20 protein-coding genes are annotated in these 20,389 nt (G+C 39.7%); 9 read left to right on the top strand and 11 right to left on the bottom strand.

Translation table 11 applies throughout. The features are described 5' to 3' along the window. Positions 1-66: 66 nt before the first annotated feature. The gene (locus R2Q66_RS13245; protein WP_316749704.1) at positions 67-630 is read right to left on the bottom strand and encodes an RNA polymerase sigma-70 factor; all 564 of its coding nucleotides are present in this window, start codon (positions 628-630) and stop codon (positions 67-69) included. Between the two features lie 149 nt (positions 631-779). Here R2Q66_RS13245 and R2Q66_RS13240 point away from each other — a divergent pair, with 149 nt between their 5' ends. Both R2Q66_RS13240 and R2Q66_RS13235 read left to right on the top strand, forming a co-directional pair. Beyond that, positions 780-1,232 carry an SRPBCC family protein gene (locus tag R2Q66_RS13240; RefSeq protein ID WP_316749702.1) on the top strand — a complete coding sequence of 151 codons (453 nt, stop codon included), beginning with the start codon at positions 780-782 and terminating at the stop codon, positions 1,230-1,232. Between the two features lie 108 nt (positions 1,233-1,340). Continuing rightward, the gene (locus R2Q66_RS13235) at positions 1,341-1,922 is read left to right on the top strand and encodes a YceI family protein (protein ID WP_316749700.1); all 582 of its coding nucleotides are present in this window, start codon (positions 1,341-1,343) and stop codon (positions 1,920-1,922) included. Between the two features lie 47 nt (positions 1,923-1,969). On the opposite strand, the gene R2Q66_RS13230 is transcribed toward R2Q66_RS13235, so the two are convergent. Beyond that, complete coding sequence (locus tag R2Q66_RS13230; RefSeq protein WP_316749698.1) at positions 1,970-4,348, bottom strand: TonB-dependent receptor domain-containing protein; 2,379 nt, start codon at positions 4,346-4,348, stop codon at positions 1,970-1,972. A gap of 156 nt (positions 4,349-4,504) precedes the next feature. Between R2Q66_RS13230 and R2Q66_RS13225 the strand changes: the two genes are divergently transcribed. Next, the gene (locus tag R2Q66_RS13225; protein ID WP_316749695.1) at positions 4,505-4,918 is read left to right on the top strand and encodes an EamA family transporter; all 414 of its coding nucleotides are present in this window, start codon (positions 4,505-4,507) and stop codon (positions 4,916-4,918) included. Between the two features lie 295 nt (positions 4,919-5,213). Here R2Q66_RS13225 and R2Q66_RS13220 read toward each other — a convergent pair whose 3' ends face one another. From R2Q66_RS13220 to R2Q66_RS13205, 4 genes are all read right to left on the bottom strand, one after another. Continuing rightward, positions 5,214-6,428 carry an AraC family transcriptional regulator gene (locus R2Q66_RS13220; RefSeq protein WP_316749693.1) on the bottom strand — a complete coding sequence of 405 codons (1,215 nt, stop codon included), beginning with the start codon at positions 6,426-6,428 and terminating at the stop codon, positions 5,214-5,216. Positions 6,429-6,625: 197 nt separating this feature from the next. Beyond that, positions 6,626-7,186, bottom strand: coding sequence for an HdeD family acid-resistance protein (locus R2Q66_RS13215; protein ID WP_316749691.1), 561 nt, complete (start codon positions 7,184-7,186; stop codon positions 6,626-6,628). Positions 7,187-7,347: 161 nt separating this feature from the next. Beyond that, the gene (locus R2Q66_RS13210) at positions 7,348-7,554 is read right to left on the bottom strand and encodes a hypothetical protein (protein WP_316749689.1); all 207 of its coding nucleotides are present in this window, start codon (positions 7,552-7,554) and stop codon (positions 7,348-7,350) included. A 150-nt stretch (positions 7,555-7,704) separates the two neighbouring features. Next, the gene (locus tag R2Q66_RS13205) at positions 7,705-9,333 is read right to left on the bottom strand and encodes an ABC1 kinase family protein (RefSeq protein ID WP_316749687.1); all 1,629 of its coding nucleotides are present in this window, start codon (positions 9,331-9,333) and stop codon (positions 7,705-7,707) included. A 413-nt stretch (positions 9,334-9,746) separates the two neighbouring features. Between R2Q66_RS13205 and R2Q66_RS13200 the strand changes: the two genes are divergently transcribed. Both R2Q66_RS13200 and R2Q66_RS13195 read left to right on the top strand, forming a co-directional pair. Beyond that, positions 9,747-10,514 (top strand): DUF2625 domain-containing protein, encoded by a 768-nt coding sequence (locus R2Q66_RS13200; protein WP_316749685.1) that lies wholly within the window; start codon positions 9,747-9,749, stop codon positions 10,512-10,514. 63 nt (positions 10,515-10,577) lie between these two features. Then, entirely contained in the window at positions 10,578-12,314 is a 1,737-nt protein-coding gene (locus tag R2Q66_RS13195) for an amidohydrolase (protein WP_316749683.1), read from the top strand. A gap of 65 nt (positions 12,315-12,379) precedes the next feature. Here R2Q66_RS13195 and R2Q66_RS13190 read toward each other — a convergent pair whose 3' ends face one another. Beyond that, positions 12,380-12,790, bottom strand: coding sequence for a VOC family protein (locus R2Q66_RS13190; protein ID WP_316749681.1), 411 nt, complete (start codon positions 12,788-12,790; stop codon positions 12,380-12,382). 212 nt (positions 12,791-13,002) lie between these two features. On the opposite strand from R2Q66_RS13190, the gene R2Q66_RS13185 reads away from it, so the two are divergent. Then, the gene (locus tag R2Q66_RS13185) at positions 13,003-13,572 is read left to right on the top strand and encodes a Crp/Fnr family transcriptional regulator (RefSeq protein WP_316749679.1); all 570 of its coding nucleotides are present in this window, start codon (positions 13,003-13,005) and stop codon (positions 13,570-13,572) included. A 67-nt stretch (positions 13,573-13,639) separates the two neighbouring features. Then, a complete protein-coding gene (locus R2Q66_RS13180; protein WP_316749677.1) occupies positions 13,640-14,002 on the top strand; it encodes a DUF4260 domain-containing protein in 363 nt (120 codons plus the stop codon). A gap of 73 nt (positions 14,003-14,075) precedes the next feature. Here R2Q66_RS13180 and R2Q66_RS13175 read toward each other — a convergent pair whose 3' ends face one another. Continuing rightward, positions 14,076-14,465, bottom strand: a complete 390-nt coding sequence (locus R2Q66_RS13175; protein WP_316749675.1) for a hypothetical protein — start codon at positions 14,463-14,465, stop codon at positions 14,076-14,078. A 108-nt stretch (positions 14,466-14,573) separates the two neighbouring features. Here R2Q66_RS13175 and R2Q66_RS13170 point away from each other — a divergent pair, with 108 nt between their 5' ends. Continuing rightward, positions 14,574-15,170: a pentapeptide repeat-containing protein gene (locus tag R2Q66_RS13170; protein ID WP_316749673.1), complete on the top strand. Its 597-nt coding sequence runs from the start codon at positions 14,574-14,576 to the stop codon at positions 15,168-15,170. 178 nt (positions 15,171-15,348) lie between these two features. On the opposite strand, the gene R2Q66_RS13165 is transcribed toward R2Q66_RS13170, so the two are convergent. Beyond that, positions 15,349-17,568 (bottom strand): NADP-dependent isocitrate dehydrogenase, encoded by a 2,220-nt coding sequence (locus R2Q66_RS13165; protein ID WP_316749671.1) that lies wholly within the window; start codon positions 17,566-17,568, stop codon positions 15,349-15,351. A 167-nt stretch (positions 17,569-17,735) separates the two neighbouring features. Further along, entirely contained in the window at positions 17,736-18,611 is an 876-nt protein-coding gene (locus R2Q66_RS13160) for an SDR family oxidoreductase (protein ID WP_316749668.1), read from the bottom strand. A gap of 108 nt (positions 18,612-18,719) precedes the next feature. Here R2Q66_RS13160 and R2Q66_RS13155 point away from each other — a divergent pair, with 108 nt between their 5' ends. Next, positions 18,720-19,094, top strand: a complete 375-nt coding sequence (locus R2Q66_RS13155; RefSeq protein WP_316749666.1) for a helix-turn-helix domain-containing protein — start codon at positions 18,720-18,722, stop codon at positions 19,092-19,094. 15 nt (positions 19,095-19,109) lie between these two features. Here the strand turns inward: R2Q66_RS13155 and gltS are convergent, their stop codons facing one another. Then, positions 19,110-20,309, bottom strand: a complete 1,200-nt coding sequence (gene gltS, locus R2Q66_RS13150) for a sodium/glutamate symporter (protein WP_316749664.1) — start codon at positions 20,307-20,309, stop codon at positions 19,110-19,112. Between the last annotated feature and the right edge of the window lie 80 nt (positions 20,310-20,389).

The raw sequence follows: 20,389 nt of genomic DNA, 5'->3' as shown, positions 1-20,389 counted from the left end.
CTTTTAAACTATAACAGCTAAAGGGTACCCGAACAGGTAGATGATTTGAAAATATATTTTTTTCTTCTACAGGAAATAGAATAAAACACCGAGTCTAACCCTCAAAATTTTCAGGGCATTGCTGATTTGTTTGGAAACTGTTTGGGGAGATAGGTTGAGGTGTTTCGCAATATCTTCATGAGAGAGGTGTCTTTCACGGCTCAGCACAAAGACCTCTCTCATTTTAGCAGGTAATGCTTCAATCTCCTGCCTGATAATTTGAGCGAACTCCTTTTCCCGAATCACCAAATCAGTAATATAATTATCCTCATTGATAAAATTCTGGATGGAACTGAGGTATTTAGAGGCGACTTGTTGATGCGCCAGGTGGTTAAAAACACGATTTCTTGCGGCACAGAACAAATAACCAGGGAGGTTATCAGTGAGGGGCATCTCTGATTTATGATCCCAAAGCTTCACAAAAAGGTCTTGTAATACATCTTTAACCAGTTCCAGGTCTCCTAGTTTTTTATACAGATGATTTTGAAGTAAGTTTTTATGACGATTATAAATCTCAGTGTAGGCGTGTCTATCACCTACTCTGAGCAGGCTGGTCAATTCCCGGTCACTGAGTATTTTATATTCCAACATTACAATTATTCCCCGGAACGAAATTATAAAAATAAAAGCTAGTTTTATAATACTTTAATTTTCAGCCCCATGCCTTTTGCAATTGCGGTCAGTTATTATAATCGGAATTTTAATTTGGGGAGACTGGTTGTTGATAAAATCTTATTTTTATGAAAAATAACGGAGCCCTTGTAGAAGCACAAATGTTAATCAGAAAACCTGTTGCCAGCGTTTTCCAGGCATTTATTGATCCTGAAATCACCAAAAACTTCTGGTTTACCAAAAGTAGCGGTCAGCTGGAGACCGGCAAAAGTATAACCTGGGAATGGGAGATGTACAAGGTATCGAGTACGGTACTGGTCAAAGAAATCATACCCAATGAAAAAATCGCAGTAGAATGGGATCAATATGCTACGCTGGTAGAATTCTTATTTGAAGCCACTAGTCCGGAAACGACTTATGTAACCATCAAACAATCTGGATTTAAGACCCGCGGGGATGAATTACTGGCAGAAATCAATGGGGCCAGTGGTGGTTTTACCACTGTTCTGGACGGCCTGAAAGCCTACCTGGAACATGGGATTAATTTAAACCTGATTGCCGATAAATTCGCTAAGGAATAAGGTCTGCCTTTTTGTTCTTTTTGTTTTTCTTATCATAGGTCAAGAATAATGCTGCAATTAATCCTTCTATTTGCATCAAATATTTAAAAACCCATCAATAATAAAACAATGAAAAGATTAATTTTAGCTGCAGTAGTCTTAGGTACTACCCTTTTTTCTTTCAAATCTAATGCACAAACGACTTGGGAAGCTGATGCAGCTCACTCTAAAATAGGTTTTGAGATCACGCACATGATGATCTCTGATGTAGAAGGATCTTTCAAAAAATTCCAGTCTACGATCGTTTCTTCAAAACCAGATTTCTCTGATGCAGTGATTACTTTAACTGCTGATGTAAACTCTGTAAACACAGACAATGATCAAAGAGATGGTCATTTGAAAGGTGAAGACTTCTTTGATGCAGCGAAATACCCTACATTAACTTTCAAAAGTACTTCAGTGAAGAAAGTTGGCGGTAACAAATACAAAGTTACTGGTAACCTTACTTTCCACGGTGTAACTAAAGCAGTTACATTAGATGCAGTTTTAAGAGGTGTAACCACTAATCCAATGTCTAAAAAACCTACTGCTGGTTTCAAAGTGACTGGAACAATCAAAAGAGCTGACTTTAACTTTGGTACTAAATACGGTGCTGCAATGTTAGGTGAAGAAGTTACTTTGACTGCAAACACAGAATTTGTACAGAAATAATATAAAAGTTAAGGTTGGGATCGCATTTTCCCAACCTTAATTTAATTTTAAAATTTATAACTATAGCCCAATCTGAATACCTGGGTTTCATAGTAATCGGTACTGATCAAATGAAAACCATTCCCCTGAATGGTTTTTTTAATTTGTAGGGTATTCAAAAGATCCGTTCCATTCAGAAAAACTTCTCCTTTTCCTTTTTGCAATGACTTTTTCAACCCGAAGTCTAAGGAGAAACGGGAAGCAATTCTTCCTTGTGGCAACAGGTCTGGCGCCAGATAAATCCCTGTCAACTGCATCTCTGCGAATTTTAGAATTTTAAACTGCCCGTTCAGCTTCACATTTCCGGAAATCAACTCGTCTTTTCCGGCGGTATAAACTACCGGAACCGGATAAAGATTCTCTACGGTAAAAGCATCAATTTTATTCTGATAAATATTGGCATTCAGGTTGATATTGAGCCAGGGTGTCATTTCCTGCTGAACCACCATTTCTCCACCAGTATTACTACTTTGGCCTGCATTTTGAAACACATTATAAATCAGGTTGCTTCCCGGCGCTTGCGTGGCGATCCTGCTGATGGTTCCCTCCGTATTCCGCTGATAGATGGCGAAGTAGAACGATCCTTTCGTCCAGTTGTTCTTATAACCCAGTTCCAGGCTATTTGTAAACTGCGGACGTAAACCCGGATTCCCTACTTTAATCAATTCAGGCTCATCATATTTCGGAAATATCCGGATATCCACCTCATTAGGGCGGTCTACCCGACGGTTATAAAAGACTGACAGCTTATTTTGCGCATTGAGCTTATACGCAAACCGAAGGTTTGGAAAAGGACGTGTATAGTCATACCCACTGCTTTTATAGGTTGGATGATTGGGATTTACCTCATAATTTACCTTCACATATTCTAACCTCATGCCTGCTTCCAGTTCAATCTTTGCGCTTTCAAAAACGTAATTACCATATAGCGCAGGTATCGTTTCTTTATAATCTGCCCAACCACCGGCATTGACATCCAGGGGAGAGTTGAGGCCCGGAAAGAACTGCATATTTACAGGAATAGTTCTGTTGCGGAGTTTCAAACCAGCTTCTACCCTGCCATGTTTTAGCGGACGCTGATAATCGACGGTCAGATCGGATACACGTTCATCGGAAAGCAATTTAAAAGCATCCTCTCCGGTAAATGCGGGCATTATATTGGTAAAAAAATATTGCTCATCCTCCCTGTGAAAGGTATAGTTAAAACCGGCATTGAGCAGGTGTCCCGGTTGCTTAAATTTATGCTGGTAACTGGCAGTTGCCGTTGCCGTGTATTTTACTTCATCTTCCAGAAACTGCCATAGGCGCTGCCTGGCCGATAAATCTTCATTGAAATAAGGGACATCTCCCCTATCGATGATCTTTTCGCGGTTAAACAATCCAGAAAAAGAGAACACATTTTGCTCGTCAGGATTCCAGTCCGCACCAGCTTTTAGCGTGGCATAAGAAGTATTTCTATTGCGTTTTACCTGTTGTCGGATGACTTCCCCGGTATCGTAAATCCGGGTCGCAAATTCATTGCGATTCAGGGTTTGGGTATAAAGCCAATCTGCCTGCATGAAGGTATTCAGCTTGTTTTTCCGGTAATTGAGTGATAGAGAAGGATTGATTTTAGGTGTTCCCTGGTATTGTGGACGAATGCCCGGCAGGTTTTCTTTTTTCTCCCAAAGGACACCTACACCTGTGGTAAGGCCTACTTTCCCATTCCAACCTTCCTGTTTATGTTGTTTATAAATGATGTTAATGATCCCTGCATTACCATTTGCATCAAATTTAGCCGAAGGGTTATTGATGATTTCAATGCGCTCAATGGCTGATGCCGGAATGTTATCCAGCCCCGCTTGTCCGCCAAAACCAGTTAATGCCGTTTGCCGCCCATCGATCAGCACCGAGACTTTATCACTGCCCCGCAACATGAGTTTTCCATCAGCACTGGTACTGATTCCCGGCAAATTTTTCATCGCCTGTAATACAGAACCCCCTCCCTGACTCAACTGATCGGCCATATTGAAAGTTTTCTTATCCATTTTGCTGCTCAAAGACTCCTGTTTAGCAGAAATCACCACTTCTGACAGGTTTTTAACCTCCGGTTGAAGTAGGATTACCCCCAGATCCAGAAATGACGACAATTGTCCGATTAACACTTCCTGACTTTTCTTTTGATGCCCAATAAAAGAGATAATCAGGAGATAACTGCCGCTATTTAACGCGGCTATTTTGAAAAGTCCATCATCATCTGTGACCGTTCCGGCCACAAAACTACTGTCTTTCATAGATTTTAGTCCAACATTAACAAAGGACAGTGGTAATTGGGTATGGCCATCTTTAATACGGCCGGAGAGGGTGATTTTAATGGTCTGTGCCCCTCCGGAGAAAAAAACAAGCATCAGTAAAATTATATAAAGGAATCTTCGCATAGCATAAAAAATAAATGGTCAATAATAAGTTCTGCTCCAAATTACCGACAGAATCTGTGGACTTTTTGAAGTTCAACTACCAGATTCCTATAGAATTAACCTTATATTCCATTAAAAAATTAATTTATGTGGTGGATATATGCATTGTTATCGGCCGTTTTCGCTTCACTAACGGCAATTCTTGCTAAAATCGGCATCAAAGGAGTAGACTCCGACCTCGCAACAGCCATTCGTACGGTCGTTATTTTAGTATTGGCCTGGACCATCGTTTTTTATAAACATGCCGGTGCAGGCTTAGGTGGTTTATCGCGGATGAACTGGACTTTTCTAATCCTTTCGGGCATTGCGACCGGTCTTTCCTGGATCTTTTATTTTAAAGCGCTACAAATGGGGAAAGTTTCTCAGGTTGCTCCGGTAGATAAAGCCAGTGTGGCGATTACGATTTTACTTTCTGTCGTTTTTCTGGGAGAAACACTGACGATAAAAACGGCCATAGGTGCCTTATTAATTATTGGCGGAACACTGGTATTGGTTTTGTAAAGGGTCGTTTTGAGTTGGAAAATCCGGGAATCAGGAAAGGAGAAATAAGCGGCCGAACTACTCCGGCCGCCCTTGATTGAGCGTATTAAAATATCTTGATTGCAGGAGCTAAAAAGCTCAACTGGCAAGTATATGATTAGATTCCTAAAAAGCACTCCCCTTATCATTGTGAGCTGCTTGCTGAGACGAAATACTACAAATTAAAGCGGAGATACAACCTTTGGTTGTTTCAAAAGAGGGTTTTGAAACAACACAGCCAGGTTGCTGCAGGAATAAAATCAGACAGAAAAATCTATTAAAAAACTGAGGGACTAACACTTAGCTTAGTCTTGTAATATTCTTTGGGACTAAATCCGACTTTCTTTTTAAAAGCGTTAAAGAAGGTAATCCTGGAATTGAAACCGACCATGGAGGCCAAACCTTCGATAGAATAACGCTCCAAAATATGCTGTTCGATTAATTCTTTGGCATAATCCACCCGATAATTATTGATCAGCTCATTGAAATTAGTTTTAAATTTCCGGTTTATGAGTACAGATAATACCTTGGGAGAGACCTCTATATTTTTGGCCAGGTCGATGATGGTAATTCCCTTCCTGAGGAAAATCTTTTCTTCATATAGGGCATATCTTATTTTTTCCAGGAGGAGATCCGCATCTTTAATTTCCATTTCTGTAGGAACTAGCTCCCCGATACTTTCTTTAAGTGCCGGAGTTTTATCATTTGCTTCCAGCTGCGTTCCTTCCGGCACTGCTGATCCCAATTGAAATCCATAAACCAGCTCGGGCTTAAAATTAATATAAGCATTAAGAAACAGGATTCCCAGGAAAGCAATAGTGGAACAAATAAATTTAGGACCGGAATACTGATCATGATTCTCTCCAAAATAGGTAAATAGCATAAAACACAAATTGATCACAATGATGATCCCCATCACTGAAAGCGATAGAAACAACCAGTTTTTAAGCTTTTCTCCGGAGACCTTTTTCAGAAAATCAGGTTGCAATTTTCTAACTAAATGGAGACAATAAAAGAGATACCCAAGCTGAAGTACTAACCTGAACAGGTAATGAAATGAAATGGGAATTAGTCCTGAGCCGATATAATTTAACAAGTCCTTATTGGCAAAAATCATTTTGGCGATCTCCCGCTTTTCTGCTACGGGTAACCCGTAAAATGGCATCAAATCGATCAAATGTATCAAAGCAGGTAGAAAATGAAAGTAATCGTATTTTGTTAAGCCATTCTGGTTCGTCAAAGAATTTCTGATATAAAAATAAAAGAACGGGGCATTCAGATACATTAAAGGGCTAATGCTGCGCAGTAAATGTGGGTGTTCTACGATAAAACCCGTATCTATCCAGAGGAAATAAACCAGTAAAGAAATGTTATAGCAAAGTAGCGAGATGCCCAGCATTCTATTCTTCAGCAGTTGATTTTCGGTCTTAAAAATTAGGGTAAGGCTATTTATGGTAGAGAGCGACAGTAAAATAATGCACAGCAAGTTCATGAAAGGGCAATTAATCAAAAGCGTGGCTGCAATGTTATCGAAAAATTAATTCTTTCACAAAAATTAAAGTCAGGATCAGGGTATCTATTAACAAAAAAGGAGAGTTAATCTGATGATTACCTCTCCTTTTTTTAATCCATGATGCGAAATCTTCTAAAAGATTCCGTTTTATGGCTTTTATACTTTTCAGTTACTAATTAGTCTTTCAGTTTTCTCAATCTCAGGGAAAGGTAAACCTGGAAAATTCCGATCACAATAAATGATGCGGCAGTATAGAAAACGATGGTCATCCCTGCGAAAATCGGGTTCCAAAGCATGATGAAAGAAAAAATTAAGCCTATGATACCGATACCTAATAAGCTACCCCAACTTGGAACTTGTTGTTTTTTAAGCTCTATCGACCAGCCTATAGCCATAATCGAACGGAATAAAATCGCGAAACCAACATAGAATGGCAATACCAATAATGAAATCTGTGGGTTTGCGACCAACATGATACCGATTAATAAATCGACAATACCACCGGCCAGCGACCAGCCCCAGTTATCCAGAGATTTGCGATTGGAAATCGCATAGACCAGTTCCATGATTCCGGTAAAAAGAAAAGTTACCGCGAACAACATCGAAAGGGTAATGTAAGAGGCTAAGGGGGTCATAAACACCCAAACGCCGACTAAAATAAGGGCTACGCCCAATAAGGCCAGTAAATACCAATATTTAACCGTCTTTCTGATGCTTCCTAAAACTTGTGTTTCCATAGTATTGATTTTATATTTAAAATTTGATGTCTGTTTTACCCGTTTCATTTTTTATGTCGAATCCATCAAATCCATTAACCAATAAAATATGGCAAGTCTAAGAAAGCGTTATTCATCATAAAGACACGATTATGAGGACAACAAAAATCCTCCTAAAATGTTTATGCTTTATGCAGATTTGCCTGATCATAATCGCTTGCTACCGCAGCAAGACCATCTTTTGATACTGATCCTGTGCCTGTTAGCTGCAACTGAGGAGCCAAATTTACCCCGGAAATCGCAGCATCATGAAGCAAAGATTCCAGAAAATCACCCACATGAGTGGTCAAACCGTTCTTATATTTTTCGTTTCGGAACTTCTTTAGCATATAGAAAACCCTCCTTTCTTTTTAGTAAAAACCTGATTTATTGCTATTTAAACCACTACAAGAGGTATACCAAGGGCATAAACCAGCAGTTTAGGGTGTCAAATTTTCATATTTATGACAAAAATTCGCATGAGAAACAGCTTTGGTATTTTACTTTTTCTTAAAAATAAGGGGGATAAAAATGCAGAAAGCCAGGATAAAACTGAGCAGTAATCCGATGGCTGCCATCACCGGGATGCCATGGAATAGCGGAGGCCTGCCGGCGGAAATCAGCATCGCAGAAGCGATCAACAGACCAGCTAAGACCAAGGCCATGATTAACCTGTTCATCAGGCTAGACATCATTTTCCTGGTACTTTCCAGTTGTGGCACCTCCTGAATCACCTTCAACTCACCATTATTTAATTTGCTTAAGACCGACTGAAATTCTTCCGGCATAGTTTTCATCGCTTCCGTCAGTGTTCTCAGCAGGTTTAACGCATTCTTTTTCATTTCATCCGGACTGAGTTTCCGCAGCGCGATTTTTAGAATATATGGACGTAAACTTTCTACAATATTCAAATCCGGAACCAGCGCTCTGCCGATTCCTTCAATCAAAACTATTCCACGAACCAACAAGTAGAGGTGATCTGGCATCAGGATTTCATTCTGATTCAAGATGGCAGAGAATTTTGTGAGCACTTCCTTGATGTCCATTTCCTGCAGGGAAGCACCTTCCAACAGGTTAAAGAAACCATGAATATCGCGTTCCAGTTGATTTTCATCGCTTACATTAAAGCGAAGCGCCATTCTTTTGAGCGTCATGATCAATCTTCTGGCATCCTGAGCCATAAAATGGGAGATAAAATCTTCCAGCATTTCCTTTTCAATCGGCATCATACTGCCCATAGAACCGAAATCGATGAAAGCAATCTGTCCGGTTTGTAAGACGATCAGGTTTCCCGGATGTGGATCGGCATGAAAAAAACCATGCTCCAGCACCTGGATCAGGTATAAGTCCAATCCGTTTTCTGCAATCTTAGCCGGTTTCAGCTCCATCTGTAAAATCGCTTGTTTGTCGGTGATTTTAGCCCCTTCGATAAATTCCATGCAGAGGATATTATCATTTGAAAGCTCCGGAAATACTTTGGCCAGGTAAATCGACCGCTGCCCTTTAAAGTTTCTGGAAAAACGCTCAATATTGTCTAATTCATTTACAAAAGAGAGTTCATGAAAAATAGATTTCTCAAATGCTTCCAGCACTTCTACCAGATTTATCCGCCGGAATACTTCACTATAGCTGATTAATAATTTAGCGATATCTTTCATGATCAACATATCGGAAGTCACTACTTCCCGGATGCCAGGCCGTTTAATTTTCAAAATAACCCTTTCTCCGCTGATCAGGGTCGCTTTATAGACTTGAGAAATGGAAGCTGAGGCAAAAGGTATTTCGTCGATATGTGAAAAATAAGCATCGGGGTCTATGTTCAGATCTTCGCCAAGCAGGGTTCTTACTTCAATCGGCTTTGCCTCTACATTGTCCTGTAGCTTTTGCAATTCGACGATCATTTCTTTAGGTAAAAGATCTTCTCTGATACTGAACGCTTGTCCGAATTTTACATAAGTTGGGCCAAGCTCTTCTAAAGTCATGCGGATCCGCTCATAAACCGTTAAAGAGGCATATTCATTGTTGTTTTCATGATTGGTATAATTCAACAATTCGCCAAATCCATATTTTGCCAGGATTTTGACCAGCGAAACGGTTCTTTTGAGCTTTTTCTTCTGATTTATCATCATAGAATCTTACATTTTTCGTTTAACAACAATCAAATATCTGGCCAGTATTAAAATAAAACGTTCATTTAGGGTTTGGAAAAAACATGAGGCGCAGAAAAGATAACTGTCGGTACTGGTCGGGTTGTGGTTTGGAAGAGTGGCGTCTTCGGATAGGGGAGCGAAAGGGGTCACCTACTCTTGTTGTATCTATGCGATACCTTTAGTATACGCAACACTATCCAATACTTTACTCAACCCTAACTGAAAAAAGCGCTATTCCCGACCAATACCAACACACTATTAGTACCAATGGAAGAATATCAGCCACAAAACACGGGATTGACCTAAGCGCTATTTTTCTTTTTAAGAAAACAGCAGGAAGCGCTAAGATTTGATTTTAAGCGCTTATCTTTACTGAAAAATATTGATAAGCTATGAAAAGCACGCTAAAAACCGCCTTCATCATCGGTCTGACTCTTTTTTCGATAACCGGTGTTGCACAAGATAAAATGAAGACTGCGGATGAATTAATCAATACCACTGATCCGGCCTGGCCCCTGATTCAAAAATGGCTGGATTCTGCGAAAAACAAAGTCCAGGTATTGGAAGCCGATACAGCAATCGCTAAAACGGCCTTATATCATGCACAGGTATCTACATTTTCGACCTTAGGCGCGGTGATTTACCATACCGGAGGCATCATGATCGACAATGGCTGGTTAAGAATTTTAGGTTCCGGCAATGCGAAGTTAAGTCGTTCGGTTCCGGATTGGAATAAAGGAAAAACTGTTCAGGAATTTGGGGATCAACCGGATTTCACACTGATTGCAGATGATGCCATCGGTGGTTTCTTTGCCATCAATTACGGTGCTTTTGGAGCTGATCTAAAAACTGTGTATTACCTGGCGCCAAACAGTTTGAAATGGGAATCTTTAGACTTAGGCTATTCGGGATTTCTTCAATTCTGCTTTAATGGCGACCTTGCTGATTTTTACAAAGGATTAAGGTGGTCTACCTGGGATCAGTTTATTGCCAATCTGGATGGAAACAAATCTTATAGTTTCAGACCTTACCTATGGTCGGAAGCCGGAATGGACATCGAAAAGGTATCCAGAAAACTGGTATCTACTGAAGAGCTTTATAAATTTAACCTGGCTAAACAGAAGGAACTGAACCCCAAAGGGGTAATTGAAAAACATTAAAACAATTGCTCTTCAAAAAATGTATAGCTATTAAGCATTATCTGTGTTAAATAAATATACATTATGAAGAAAAGATACTATTTCCAGCTGCTCGTTTCCGCGCTGTTGTTGAGCTGTCAAAGTAAAACAACCGGTGATAAGGGCGATGCCATTTACTTTGGCGGCCCTATTTTAACCATGGAAGACGCAGAACCTACTGCAGAAGCCATCGTAGTTAAAGACGGTAAAATTTTATTTACCGGAAAAAAAGCAGAAGCCGACAAATATGTAGGCGATAAAACGGAAGTTCATGACCTGCAAGGGAAAACATTGATGCCTGGTTTTATTGATGCACATGGCCACCTGACTTCCAGAGCAGGTATGGAGTCGGCTATCGATCTTTCTGCTGCCCCTTATGGAACCGTAAATTCGATTCCTGATATGATAAAAACCATCCAGAAGTACATCGCAGATCACCCTATGCCGGCAGATATGCCCTTATTAGGTAATGGTTACGACGATGCCCTGATGGTAGAACATACCAATCCAACCTTAGCGGAAATGGATCAGATTTCCCCTACACACCCAATTATAGCCTTACACGCTTCCGGTCACGTGAGTGTGGCGAATAGTGCTATGCTTAAGTTTTTGGGTATTACAGAAACCGTTAAAGATCCTCCGGGTGGACATTATGGCCGCGATAAAAAAACCGGAAAACTGAATGGAAAACTGGAAGAGAATGCCAATTTCATGGCTTTAAATAAATTGATGACGAAGATGCCGGTACCAAAAGTAAAACCGGGAGAAGAGTCTCAAGCCATGCAAAACCTGATGAAAGCACAGGAAGAGTGGTTAAGCTACGGACAAACTACAATTTGTGATGGCAGAACAATGGGCGAAAGTGTACCGCTTTTAAAAGAAGCCGCAGCGAAAAAATTACTGGTTGCCGATATCGTGTATTTCCCGGATTACGATATGTACAAGGATAAACTGGATTCGTTTAAACCAGAATTCATGAAATATACAGACCGTCTGAAATTAGGTGGCTTTAAATTTTCTTGTGATGGTTCTCCGCAAGGAAAAACAGCCTGGTTAACCATCCCTTATGTGGTGCCACCATTAGGTCGTAGCAAAGACTATAAAGGTTCTCCGATTTACACCGATGAGTATTTATATAATGGTTTGAAAAATGTTTTCCAACATGGATTTACTGCGCAGTTACACGTAAATGGTGATGCAGCGATTGATCAGGCCCTTGGTGCATTTAAAAAATTAAAAGACGAAGGTGTTTACAAACCTGAAATGCGTGCGACTTTGATCCACGTACAGAATAGCCGTCCGGATCATATTCAAAAGATTAAAGATGTGGGCGTGATTCCTTCTTATTTCTCTACCCATGTTTATATCTGGGGCGACTGGCATTATACCAGCGTTTTTGGTCCAGAAAGAAGCCAGTTCTTAAGTCCGGCAAACTCTGCCAGAAAAGCTGGAATTACGTTCACGATTCACCATGATGCACCGGTTACCCCTCCTGATTTGCTAACCGCAGTTTACGCTGCTGTAAACAGAAGAACTCAATCGGGCAGGATATTAGGACCGGATGAGAAAATAACTCCGCTAGAGGCTTTAAAAGCGATTACCATTAATGCTGCTTACCAATATCAGGAGCAAGACCGTAAAGGTTCTTTGAAAGCAGGTAAACTTGCCGATTTAGTGATTCTTGATCAGGACCCTACAACAATTGATCCTTTGAAAATCAAGGACATTAAGGTAAATGAAACGATTAAAGAAGGAAAGTCGGTTTACAAACAGAAAATATAAATTAGTTTTTTTACCTAAACAGGGCCTTCTATAACGGAAGGCCCTGTTTTTTTTACTGGTATTTTTTATTTCATAGAATGGAATCCGATGGCATTGCCCTCGCTATCCATACACACGCCACAAAAACCATATTCTCCAATAGACATTTTATCATTGAGGATTTTTCCTCCTGCTGCTGCTGCTCTGGATATTTCTGTTGCACAATCTTCGCAGCTAAAATAAACCAGTGTACCTCCCACACCAGGTTTCATCATCGATGATTTAACCAGCGCACCGCTGGTTCCCGGAGCGGCCATATCTCCCGGAAAAGAAACCATTTCATAAGAATCTTCGCAGTCTTTTTCTATGTCCATGCCAGCTGGCACAGGCAAAGCTTCCAGTTTCACTGCCAATACGGTTTCGTAGAATTTTTGGGCTCTTGCCATATCTTCCACATAAATTTCTGTCCATCCAAATGGATTCTTTGATGCTGCCATTTTCTTGATTTTTAAATTATGAATCTATTTCCATGATATTTATAACTACACTAATATCAGTAAATTAACCACATTATCACGGGGCTAAACAAGACAAAAAATAGGGGCATTCGGGTCCATTTACCCCCTGGTCCTATATTAGGATTATATTTGATATATTTAGAATCAGGATATGATTCCCCTTGATTGCTTTTCAAAAAAACAAACCGACTTTGACAGAACTCGAAAATTACCTGCATCACTATTTCAGCATCGGACAGCATGATTCCCAAAAACTGGCTTCCCTATTTAAAGAGGAAAAACTGGCTAAAGGCGAATTCTTTCTGAGAAGTCAGCAACAAAGCAACCGGTTGAGCTTTATACAACATGGCTTATTGCGATTATTTGTGGCCTTACCGGATAAGGAAGTGACCCAATGGATCGCCAATAGCGGAAATTTCGTGACCGATCTTTCGGGGTTTTTATTTCGTAATCCAGCCAGATGGAACATACAGGCGCTTACGGAGGTTACTTTATTCACGATCAGCCATGAAGAATATCTTAATGTGGCCTCCTTAATTCCGAAATGGAACGAATTTGAGAAACTATTTATCGGAAAGTGTTTTGTTGCGCTTGAAAACAGGGTTTTTAACCAGATTTCTTTGTCGGCAGAGGAGCGTTATGAGTTGTTATTTGAGCAGCAACGCGAGTTATTTCATCAGGTTCCCCTGCAATATCTAGCCTCCATGCTGGGAATGACACCGGAAACTTTAAGCCGCATCCGCAGTAAAAAAACTTCTTGATTTTTGTCAATTCAAATCGCTGCTTTCCTACCCTACTTTTGACCTGACAAATTTAAAAGATCAGGAAATGAGTAAAAAAATGAACTTCAATATCCAACTGGAAGAAGCGGCAATAACAGCAATATCCCTATATTTTCTTTCCCAACATTCCCTTGCTCTTTCCGTATGGCTATGGATTTTACTGTTTTTTAGTCCGGATCTGGCGATGGTTGGTTACCTGTTCAACACAAAGACAGGCGCTCTTATTTACAACCTGTTTCACCATAGAGGCATTGCTTTGATTTTAGTTGGCATAGGGTTTTTCAGCGGACAGGAAGTCTGGATAGCTGCCGGCATTTTGCTTTTCGCTCATGCTTCATTCGACAGGATGCTGGGATTTGGATTGAAATATGAGGATGCGTTTAAACACACCCATCTGGGTACGATGTAGCCTTAAAGAATTATCTGAAAGCACAATTTCGTATTGCGCTTTCAGATAAGCCGATATATAACGTTAACCTTGATTACAGGCTACTAGTTTCTGCTCTGACTGTATTGGTCATTAATTTTCTTGGACGCTTGGTTTTAAAGGGCTCCGCGCTATTTGCTGAACCTTGTAATTCCTGAGATTGGAAGCGGTTTTCTCTAACTACTCTTGGTTTCTCTGCTCTATCTTCATCAGCTAGTTTAACCGTAATTTTTCTACCTTTCAATATCATTCCATTGATCGCGGTAATCGCTCTGTTGGCTTCTGCCTGATCTTCCATCTCGATAAAACCAAAACCTTTATGTCTCCCGGTCACTTTATCAGTTAGCAAACTCACACTGTGTATTGTTCCATGGATACTGAAAATATCAACCAATTCAGCTTCCTGTATATCTAGTGAGTACCCCACCACAAATAATTTAATCATGCTCTTATTTAAAAGCTGCAAATTTAAGCTTTAATCAGGGAATAAAAGAACTTGTCTGCCGGATTTGAAAACAAACCAATCGTTCGGTATCTTTGAAAAACTCATTCCATGAACAACTCCGACGAAACTACGCTCCACGAAGACAAAACATTTACCAATATCAATTATGCAGAAAAACGGTTGGAAAACAGGGAATTTATCAACTGTGAATTTGTAAACTGCGACTTTTCCAAGAGCGATTTAAGTCATAATGATTTCATGAACTGTCATTTTAAACAGTGTAATTTCTCCCTCACTATCGTAACAGGCACTGGATTTAAGGATGCTACTTTTACAGGTTGTAAGGTATTGGGCATAGATTTCTCGAAATGTAACAAGTTTTTATTCTCTTTTACTTTTGAACAGAGCCACCTGGATTACTCCACTTTTTATGGTACTAAGCTGAAGAAAACTAAGTTTACAGATTGCTCACTCAAAGAAACTGACTTTGAAGAAGCGGATTTAACTTCGGCCATATTCCATAACTGTGACCTTTCGGGGGCAACCTTTGTGCGTAGTATTTTAGAGAAAGCAGATTTTCGTACGGCAAAGAATTTCAGTCTGGACCCCTCGGTTAATAAAGTAAAACAGGCCAAATTCTCTGCATTAAACCTTTCCGGATTACTATATCAGTATAACCTGGACATCGATTATCATGGTGGTTAATTAGCCTTCCGATTTCTTACCTCTTGTATTTTTGCCAATTCTGAGCTTAAAACGACTTAATATACTCAGTCCCTGCTAAGTAAAAACTAGCAGGGTTTTACCTGAAAGATTAAGCTTTGAAATAAAAAAGCGCCCTGATTTTCATCAGGGCGCTTCCTATATTTCAATATACTTAAGCTTACAAAGAAGCTAAAATAGTATTCAATGTTTCACTAGGACGCATTGCTTTGTTTGCCAACTCATCATTTGGATGGAAGTAACCACCAATATTTTGTGGCTTACCTTGCGCAGCAATTAGTTCCGCAGAGATTTTAGCTTCATTTTCAGTTAACGCTTTAGCTAATGGCGCGAATTTAGCTTGTAATTCAGCATCTTTAGTTTGTTTTGCTAACTCCTGAGCCCAATATAAAGCCAGGTAGAAATGAGAACCACGGTTGTCAATTTGTCCAACTTTACGAGCAGGAGATTTATCATTAGCCAGGAATGTTTCCGTTGCAGCGTCTAAAGTTTCCGCCAACACCAATGCTTTTGGATTGTTTTGTGTCTGACCTAAATGCTCTAAAGAAGCACCTAAAGCTAAAAACTCACCTAGAGAATCCCAACGTAAATAACCTTCTTCGATAAATTGTTCGATATGTTTTGGGGCAGAACCACCAGCACCAGTTTCGAATAAACCACCACCATTCATTAAAGGAACGATAGATAACATTTTAGCAGAAGTTCCTAATTCTAAAATCGGGAATAAATCTGTTAAGTAGTCACGCAATACGTTACCAGTTACAGAGATGGTATCTAAACCTTTTCTAATTCTTTCTAAGGTAACTTTAGTCGCCTCAATTGGAGCAAGGATCTGAATATCTAAACCTGTAGTATCGTGATCAGCTAAGTATTTTTTCACTTTTGCGATGATCTCTCTATCGTGTGCTCTGTTTTCATCTAACCAGAATATTGCTGGTGTAGCTGATAAACGTGCTCTGTTTACGGCTAATTTAACCCAATCCTGAATTGGCGCATCTTTAGTCTGGCACATGCGGAAGATATCTCCCTTTTCTACTTTCTGATCGAAGAAAACGTTTCCTGCTGCATCCGTTACACGAACCGTTCCGTTTGCTTTTGCCTGGAAGGTTTTATCATGTGAACCATATTCTTCAGCTTTTTGTGCCATTAAACCTACGTTAGGTACAGAACCCATTGTAGATACATTGAAAGCACCATTTGCTTTACAATCGTCGATTGTTGCGGTGTAAACACCAGCATAACAACGGTCAGGAATTAAAGCAGTGGTATCCTGAGATTTACCTTCTTTATTCCACATCTGACCCGAAGTACGGATCATTGCAGGCATTGAAGCATCTACAATCACATCACTAGGCACATGAAGGTTGGTAATTCCTTTATCAGAATTTACCATGGCCAATGCCGGACCATTCTCTATCGCTTTAGCTAAATCAGCTTCCACTTCTGCTTGTTTAGGGTGGCCTGCAATTTTTGCATAAACATCACCTAAACCGTTACTTGTATCAATATTTAGTTCTTTGAATAAATCCGCGTATTTAGCAAACACATCCGCGAAGTAAACTTCTACGATGGCACCAAAAATAAGTGGATCTGAAACTTTCATCATCGTTGCTTTTAAATGCGCTGATAATAACGTTCCTTCTGCTTTTGTTGCCGCAATTTCTTTAGCTACAAATGCTTTTAAAGCTGATAAGCTTAAAGCTGAACTATCAATTACTTCACCTGCTTTTAATGGAGCTAAACCTTTTAATTCAGTTACACCGCCATCTTCAGCAACAAATTCTATTTTAAATTGGGTTGGATCAGCAACGGTTACAGATTTCTCTGAACCATAAAAATCACCTTCAGTCATGCTTGCTACACGGGTTTTAGAATCCGCAGACCAGGCACCCATCGAGTGAGGGTTTACTTTTGCATAGTTTTTAACCGCTTTAGGCGCTCTACGGTCTGAGTTACCTTCACGTAAAACCGGATTTACTGCCGACCCTAATACTTTGCCATATCTGGCTTTGATTGCTTTTTCTTCTTCCGTTTGTGCATTATCCGGATAGTCTGGTAAAGCATAACCTTGTGATTGCAATTCTTTAATCGCTTCCACCAATTGAGGAATAGAAGCAGAAATATTTGGTAATTTAATAATGTTAGCCTCTGGCGTAGTTGCTAATGCACCTAGCTCTGCTAAAGCATCCCCTACTTTTTGATCATCTTTTAAAAACTCAGGAAAGTTTGCTAAAATTCTACCTGCTAAAGAAATATCTCTTGTTTCTACATCAATACCTGCTGATGCGGTAAAAGCTTGTACGATTGGTAAAAGTGAATAGGTTGCCAACATTGGCGCCTCATCGGTTTTGGTGTAGATAATTTTTGATGTATTCGACATATTGATTTTTGCTTTATAAGATTAACTATTCGATAGATTTTAATTAAAATCCCTATCCATATTTTAAAATCGCCTAAATATAAAATAATCGCCCGACTAAAGGAACATAGTAATGTATTTTATGGTATTAAAGAATCGTTAAATCAGTCCGATTGAGCTATAGAAGCCTAATACACCTGAGCGATAAACCGGGACATGGTTGTCGGTTTTCTACCTAAGAACCTTTCTAAGGTATCATCTACGACATCCATTGTGCCTTGCGCCTGAGCCGTAGCCCACATACTGAACATACCGATATACAAATCAGGTACTCCAAACGCTTTCATTTTAGCTTCAAATTGCTCAACGGTTAAGGATTGGTAGTTAACTTCTTTGCCCAGGTGATCAGCTATGGCCTTAGCGATCTCCGTAAAAGAAACGGAAGTCGAATTAGTTAAGCTATAAATTTGTTGCTCATGTCCTTCGGTCGTTAATACGTGTGCAGCAGCTTCTGCTAACTCTTCACGAAGCACATAGCTTGCTTTACCCTCCGCTGCAGGAAATAATATAGTCCCGGTCTCCGCTACTTTTTCTCCGGCAAAAACTGGTATCATTTCCAGGTAAATACAGTTTTGAAGTATCGTATAATCAAGGCCACTAGCGATTAAACAGGCTTCTGTTGCTCCATGTGAATGCTGGAATGCGGCTATAGCCGAATCCTCAAAATTTGCTTTCCTCACAAAAGAGGTATAAACTAGATGCTTAACATTGGCGGCTTTCGCAGCCTTTATGACGTTTATATGCTGAGCAGTCCTGTTTTCGACCGCTTGTCTATCGTTACTGGAAACCAATAATAGCTTTTCTACTCCCTGAAATGCTTTAACCAGGGAATCATAATCTGTGTAATCCCCTACTTTGACTTCAACTCCCTTGCTTTTGAGATCCGCAGCATTTGCTACATCTCTTACTAAAGCCGAAATTTCAGCTGGTCTAACACCTTTGTTTAATAAATGATCAATGGCTTTCGAACCGAATTGACCTGTTGCGCCTGTTACTAAAATCATATCTTATGTTTTTATTGTGAAGTAAACCTAGCGATATTAATATACTAAGTATACTTTCTTACTAAAGATTAGTACTATACTTTTGTATACTAAGAATAACGTAAAATTATGAGTGATTTCAAGGAATTATTAGATAGAGAAAAGGTGCAACAGTGCCCAAGACATTATGTACTGGCCTTAACGGATACTTTAAATGTCATGAATGGCAAATGGAAGCTACCGATCATTGCATCGCTGCTACATGGAAAAACCAGGTTTAAAGATTTACAAGACAACATTGATAAGATAACCCCCAGAATGCTTTCCAAAGAATTGAAAGAACTGGAAATTAACGGTATTGTTGAGCGTAAAGTGTACAATCAAACACCGGTGTTAATAGAATATCTGCTAACCGAATCTGGTAAGAATCTAACCAGTGTAATTGACTCGATGATTGATTGGGGAATGCTGCATAGAACCGAAACGATCAAAAGCAGGTGGTAATGAGCAACATCCCCGCTACGCTAAATAACTTACAAATAATTTAATAAATACATTATTCAAGATATCAACAAAGAAAGCCCCTACCATAGGAACAATTAAAAATGCTTTATGCGATGGTCCGAATTTATCGGTAATGGCTTGCATATTGGCGACAGCCGTTGGGGTTGCACCCAATCCAAATCCACAATGCCCGGCAGTCAGTACAATGGCGTCATAGTTACTTCCCATGACTCTAAAGGTTACGAACATGGTAAATAAAACCACTAATACCGTTTGTAATATCAGTATGATTAATACTTGAGAGGCCAGCCCTTCTAATTGCCATAATTGTAAGGACATTAAGGCAATGGTCAAAAACAGGTATAAACCGGTGTTGCCCAGAACATCTACAGCATGATCATTTACCACATATTTAGACACCCGGGTAATGATATTTCGAATAATAACGCCGATAAACAGACACCAGACAAAATTGGGTAGCTCGAGCCAGGATCCTTTTAAAGATTCATAGAGTAGTTGTCCGCCCGCCAGGCAAATGGCTAACATCGTCAGTGTTTCAATCATATTACGAACATTGATTCTTCTGTTTGAAGTTGGATTTTCAAACATTTCTATGGGTTGTTCCTGTTCCTCTCTTTGTTTAGTTGGCTGTATATTCAATTTTCTTAACAGCACTTTGGCTACAGGACCTCCGATGATACCACCCATAACTAAACCATAGGTAGCACAAGCCATGGCAAGTTCCATAGCGCCACTTATTTGAAATTTTTCAGTAAGACTTTCTGCCCATGCTGCCCCTGTTCCATGTCCCCCGGTCAGTGTTATTGAACCTGCAATTAGTCCATAACTGGGGTTTAACCCAACTAACTTTGCTACTGATATTCCAAAAATATTCTGAAGCATGATGAAAGAGCCGGTCAGCAGTACGAATATCATTAAGGGCTTTCCTCCTTTTTTTAGCTTTTCGAAATCAGCGCTTAAGCCAATTGAAGCAAAGAAGATGAGCATCATCGCCGATTGAAGTGAGCCTTCGAAAGAAAGACTAAGGCCAGTACTGTAATTTAATATATAAAGGACAACTGCAATGAAAAAGCCACCTACTACGGGTTCTGGAATATTGTAGTTTCTAAAAAAACTCACTTTTTTCACGATAAAAAATCCTAAAAGTAAGACAAGACAGGCAAATGCTAATGTTTCAAATATTCCAAATGTCATAATGGTATTGTAGTAGATTTTGATTCAAAATAAAGTGGAAAGGTAAGCATAAAATATAAGAGCGCTTTTTGGGCGGGACA

This window comes from Pedobacter gandavensis (assembly GCF_032677645.1).
Classification (GTDB): Bacteria; Bacteroidota; Bacteroidia; order Sphingobacteriales; family Sphingobacteriaceae; genus Pedobacter; species Pedobacter gandavensis_A.
This window is presented reverse-complemented; position numbering and strand designations above follow the sequence as displayed.

Excerpts from the sequence above, each read along its gene's own strand:
- R2Q66_RS13165 (WP_316749671.1), bottom strand. The coding sequence starts at position 17,568 with ATGTCGAATACATCAAAAATTATCTACACCAAAACCGATGAGGCGCCA.
- R2Q66_RS13205 (WP_316749687.1), bottom strand. The coding sequence starts at position 9,333 with ATGATGATAAATCAGAAGAAAAAGCTCAAAAGAACCGTTTCGCTGGTC.
- R2Q66_RS13195 (WP_316749683.1), top strand. The coding sequence starts at position 10,578 with ATGAAGAAAAGATACTATTTCCAGCTGCTCGTTTCCGCGCTGTTGTTG.
- R2Q66_RS13180 (WP_316749677.1), top strand. The coding sequence starts at position 13,640 with ATGAGTAAAAAAATGAACTTCAATATCCAACTGGAAGAAGCGGCAATA.
- R2Q66_RS13240 (WP_316749702.1), top strand. The coding sequence starts at position 780 with ATGAAAAATAACGGAGCCCTTGTAGAAGCACAAATGTTAATCAGAAAA.
- R2Q66_RS13220 (WP_316749693.1), bottom strand. The coding sequence starts at position 6,428 with ATGAACTTGCTGTGCATTATTTTACTGTCGCTCTCTACCATAAATAGC.
- gltS (WP_316749664.1), bottom strand. The coding sequence starts at position 20,309 with ATGACATTTGGAATATTTGAAACATTAGCATTTGCCTGTCTTGTCTTA.
- R2Q66_RS13230 (WP_316749698.1), bottom strand. The coding sequence starts at position 4,348 with ATGCTTGTTTTTTTCTCCGGAGGGGCACAGACCATTAAAATCACCCTC.
- R2Q66_RS13235 (WP_316749700.1), top strand. The coding sequence starts at position 1,341 with ATGAAAAGATTAATTTTAGCTGCAGTAGTCTTAGGTACTACCCTTTTT.
- R2Q66_RS13175 (WP_316749675.1), bottom strand. The coding sequence starts at position 14,465 with ATGATTAAATTATTTGTGGTGGGGTACTCACTAGATATACAGGAAGCT.
- R2Q66_RS13170 (WP_316749673.1), top strand. The coding sequence starts at position 14,574 with ATGAACAACTCCGACGAAACTACGCTCCACGAAGACAAAACATTTACC.
- R2Q66_RS13210 (WP_316749689.1), bottom strand. The coding sequence starts at position 7,554 with ATGCTAAAGAAGTTCCGAAACGAAAAATATAAGAACGGTTTGACCACT.
- R2Q66_RS13190 (WP_316749681.1), bottom strand. The coding sequence starts at position 12,790 with ATGGCAGCATCAAAGAATCCATTTGGATGGACAGAAATTTATGTGGAA.
- R2Q66_RS13155 (WP_316749666.1), top strand. The coding sequence starts at position 18,720 with ATGAGTGATTTCAAGGAATTATTAGATAGAGAAAAGGTGCAACAGTGC.
- R2Q66_RS13215 (WP_316749691.1), bottom strand. The coding sequence starts at position 7,186 with ATGGAAACACAAGTTTTAGGAAGCATCAGAAAGACGGTTAAATATTGG.
- R2Q66_RS13225 (WP_316749695.1), top strand. The coding sequence starts at position 4,505 with ATGTGGTGGATATATGCATTGTTATCGGCCGTTTTCGCTTCACTAACG.
- R2Q66_RS13245 (WP_316749704.1), bottom strand. The coding sequence starts at position 630 with ATGTTGGAATATAAAATACTCAGTGACCGGGAATTGACCAGCCTGCTC.
- R2Q66_RS13160 (WP_316749668.1), bottom strand. The coding sequence starts at position 18,611 with ATGATTTTAGTAACAGGCGCAACAGGTCAATTCGGTTCGAAAGCCATT.
- R2Q66_RS13200 (WP_316749685.1), top strand. The coding sequence starts at position 9,747 with ATGAAAAGCACGCTAAAAACCGCCTTCATCATCGGTCTGACTCTTTTT.